Source organism: Flavobacterium glycogeni (assembly GCF_048286775.1).
Classification (GTDB): Bacteria; Bacteroidota; Bacteroidia; order Flavobacteriales; family Flavobacteriaceae; genus Flavobacterium.
The window spans coordinates 1-3,753 of sequence record NZ_JBLVPV010000051.1 but is presented as its reverse complement, the minus strand read 5'-3'; the positions used below and the strand labels follow the sequence as shown (position 1 = coordinate 3,753).

The following is a 3,753-nucleotide window of genomic DNA, read 5'->3' as shown; positions in this document are numbered from 1 at the left end:
TAAAAGTACCGATTGGTTATAATGACTTTTATTTACTATAGTATCATTTTCAAAAAAATATTTTTGGATTGGGGTTAATACAACACTACCTTTTACTTCCGATTGATCTATAGCAATTGTATTACTTTCTACTAATTTTGCTAAATCTTCTAGGATAGGATTGCGTAAAATCTGATTAGCTTTTAAAGTATAACCTTTTTGTTTTAATCGGGATACCACCTGAATCGTTTTTATGGAATCACCACCTAAATTATAAAAACTATCTTTTATGCTAATCGAACCTCTCTTCAGTATATCTTCCCAAACAGAAACTATTAGCTTCTCTTCCTTAGTACGAGGTGCAACATATTCATTTCTGATAAGATCTTCTCCATCTACACTCGGTAATACTTTTCGATCTATTTTCCCATTGGGTGTTAAGGGTAATTCTTCTAGTTCTACATAAAAACTAGGTATCATATAATCAGGAAGCTTAGTTTCTATAAAACTTCGTAATTGTGATTTGTCTATAATTAATGTAGAAACAAAATAAGCAACCAATACTTTATCGTTGTTGATTTCTTTTACTTCAACAACAACTTGTTTTAAAACATCAGAGAACTGCAGAATTGTATTTTCTATTTCTCCCAACTCTATCCTGAATCCTCTAATCTTAACCTGATAATCTTTCCTTCCTAAAAATTCTATATTACCATCAGGTAACCATCTCGCTAAATCACCCGTATCATACATTCTCTCCCCTTCTATAAATGGATTTGAAATGAATTTTTCTTCAGTAAGCTCTGGTTTGTTTAAATAACCTCTTGCAACTCCTGCTCCTGATACATAAAGCCCTCCCTCTACGCTAATGGGTAACAATTGCAATGATTCATCAAGTATATAAATCTGGGTATTCGAAATAGGTTTACCTATTGGGAAATTACCATATTCAATATCAATAGCTTTGTAGCTAGTGCTATAAGTTGTATCTTCTGAGGGTCCGTAAAGATTTCTAATTTCTATTTTTTGAGATTGAAGTTTTTTTACAATATCAACAGGAACAATCTCTCCTGCCATATTTATAAAAGATATATTATTAAAACTTATATTGCTCTCTATTAAACCTCTAACAACAGAAGGAACTGTGTTTAATCCAATGCTATTATCTATATTTAAATAATTCTTTATTTCTAATGCATTTTGTAAAATCCTTATTTTTTTTCCAATGGATAATGTGTAAAAAATCTCATAAATAGATAAATCAAAACAATAGGAAGTCGTTGCATACATAACCTCAAATCCTGATGAACTGAATTCAAGTATTGACCAATTGATTAATTCAACCGTATTCCTTTGCTCAATCATTACTCCTTTAGGGTTTCCCGTTGTTCCAGAAGTATATATCACATAAGCTAGATCATTCGGACGACCCAATTTCTCTATATTTGATTTTGAATATTTGTGCTGGACTTTTTTAAACTTCGATAATTTCTTTTCATCTACAACAATCTTACTTTTACTGTCATTCTCTATATAGGTAATCCTTTCTTCAGGATAAGTAGGGTCGATTGGCACATAAGCTGCTCCGGATTTTAATATCCCTAACATGGCAACAATCATATATTCACTTCTTTCTAGCTTAATTCCTATCAAATCATTGACCTGAATATCATAAACCGACCTTAAATATGATGCTAGTTGATTCGAATGTTCATCAAGCTCCTGATAAGTTAAAAATCTATCTTCAAAAATAATTGCAACATTATCTGGTGTTTTCTTAACCTGCTCCTCAAATAAATCTATTATCGTCTTATCCTTGGGATAATCAACTTTTGTGTCATTAAAATTGACCAAAAGCTCATGCTTCTCTTGTTCGGTTAAATAATCAATTTCCTCGATATTAGTCTCTGATTGCTCTATCATTTTTGTAACTAAATTCTCAAAATGAATAAGCATATTGCCTATCAATGTTACATCATAAATGTCTGTATTGTAATTTACAGTTAATACCAAATTCTCCAATTCAATAAAATTAAAACTTATGTCGAATTGTGATGTTCTATTTATAAAATCATAGTTAGTAACTTGCAATCCTAATAATGTTTCTTCATTTCTTAGACTTTCAACCTGAGCTTGATTTTGTAATACAACTAATACGTCAAACAAGGCTGATCTACTCATGTCTCGTTTTAAATTAAGCTTACTTACCAATTTGTCAAAAGGGTAACTCTGGTGTTCATAAGCTCCAAATAGTGTTTGTCTTACTCTGCTTAACAATTCTTTAAAACTGTTTCTCTCTTCAAAACGCGTTCTAATAGCCAGTGTATTTATATACAATCCTATTTGATTCTCTAAATCTGGATGTTCCCTACCTGCTATTGGTGTTCCTAATATCAAATCATTCTGACCTGAATATCTATAAAGTAAAACCTTTACTGCTGTCATTAAAGTCACAAACAAAGTTGCATCTTGTTCTTTTGAGAAGGCCTTCAATTTCTCTAAAAATACTTTCGAAAATTCATAAGTAATCTTATCTCCGCTATAGGTTTGAAGCAATGGGCGTGCTTTAAAACTTGGTAAATGTAAAACGGGTAGCTCACCCGCAAATTGCTTCAACCAAAAAACTTCTGCTTTTTGATACTTTTCTCGTTGTAATTCTTCATTGAGCCATACTGCGTAGTCTTTATATTGGATCCTCAATTCTGGTAAGTGAACTTCTTTTCCACCTACTAAGGAATTATATGTCTTTACTACTTCTGAGATTAACAACTCCATAGACCAACCATCACTTATGATATGATGCATGGATAAGAAAAATATATAATTCTCTTCTTTTAATTTAATCAGGGAGGCTCTTACCAAAAGCCCTTGCTCTAAATCAAATATTTTTTTGTTCAATTCTTCTAGATAATCTGAAACTAACTGATCCTGATCCTCTTTCATTGAGAAATCTTCTCTTGATATTTTAAAATTTATATCCTCATTTGGTATGATAAACTGGCGAACTTCCTCTTCTGAATTGGTCTTAAAGCTGGTTCGCAATATTTCATGACGGCCTATAAGTCTTCTGAATGATATTTCAAATTTATTAATATCCATGTACCCTTCTAACCGAACTGCTGCAGGAATACTATAAGCTGCTGAACCACCATCCATTTGACTCAATAACCATAATCGGCCCTGTGAGGCAGTTAATGGATATGATTTATTTATTTCTGCTTTAGGAATTTGAATAAAGTTGCTATCTGTTTTTAGCAATTTTATTATATTAGTCTTGAACTGTTTTATAATAGAAAGTAAATTTTGATCTATCACTTCTCCCTTTGGAAACCTTATGGCAAGATCATCTTCTCTTAAACTGAGATATATTTTTTTTTCTTGTAATATTAAAAATAATTCTTTTAATTCCATTTTACTTTTTACTATTTTTATTAGATTAAAACCTCTTCAAATTCGCCACTTTCCTCTATCAGATTTCCTATCTGTAACCATTTAGCTGTTTTACTTTGTTCGGCAATTAAATCATAAATTAACTGAACACTAGGCTTATTGAAAAATTCCTCGAAAGATATTTCTACACTAAATTCTTTAAATATTCTTAAAATAATTTGAATTGCATTTAGTGAATTCCCCCCCAAATCAAAAAAACTATCGGTTATTCCTACTCTTTTAACTCCTAATACTTCTTGCCATATTTCCACCATTTTTTGCTCCGTTGCATTTCTTGGAGCTACATATTCTTTTTTAATTACATCCTCACCTGTCACACTTGGC

At 31.2% G+C, this 3,753-nt stretch carries 2 protein-coding genes; both read right to left on the bottom strand.

The window, feature by feature from the left end:
- Nucleotides 1-3,390 (bottom strand): non-ribosomal peptide synthetase (locus ACNQGX_RS18150; protein ID WP_417978696.1); only part of this gene is annotated, 3,390 nt, incomplete at its 3' end.
- 20 nt (nucleotides 3,391-3,410) lie between these two features.
- A partial coding sequence (locus ACNQGX_RS18145) for a phosphopantetheine-binding protein (protein WP_417978694.1) occupies nucleotides 3,411-3,753 on the bottom strand: 343 nt, incomplete at its 5' end.